This is a genomic window from Pseudoalteromonas sp. MMG024, from assembly GCF_021654175.1.
Classification (GTDB): Bacteria; Pseudomonadota; Gammaproteobacteria; order Enterobacterales; family Alteromonadaceae; genus Pseudoalteromonas.
This window is the reverse complement of sequence record NZ_JAKFZO010000069.1, coordinates 1-358: the sequence shown is the minus strand read 5'-3', so window position 1 is coordinate 358 and position 358 is coordinate 1. Positions and strand designations below refer to the sequence as shown.

Annotated in this window: 2 tRNA genes; both read left to right on the top strand. The window is 41.6% G+C overall.

The window, feature by feature from the left end:
• The first annotated feature begins 29 nt into the window (after window positions 1-29).
• A tRNA-Ile gene (locus L1068_RS21900) sits at window positions 30-106 on the top strand.
• A 46-nt stretch (window positions 107-152) separates the two neighbouring features.
• A tRNA-Ala gene (locus tag L1068_RS21895) sits at window positions 153-228 on the top strand.
• The last annotated feature ends 130 nt before the right edge of the window (window positions 229-358 follow it).

Sequence of the window (358 nt, the reverse complement as noted above, 5' to 3'; positions counted from 1 at the left end):
AATGATTGAGAACAACAATAATTGATTATGGGTCTGTAGCTCAGCTGGTTAGAGCGCACGCCTGATAAGCGTGAGGTCGGTAGTTCAAGTCTACTCAGACCCACCACTTTCTCCTCCCAGATTAAGTGGCTTACATAATCAACTTATATAGTGGGGCTATAGCTCAGCTGGGAGAGCGCCTGCCTTGCACGCAGGAGGTCAGCAGTTCGATCCTGCTTAGCTCCACCACTTTCTCTCTTCTCAAACCTAAATAAACTAACATTTCAGTATGTTTAGTTTTGAGAAGTAATTCTCGATTGCTCTTTAAAAATTTGGAAAGCTGACAAACTTTAAATTAAGTACTTACTTGTAAGTGCAA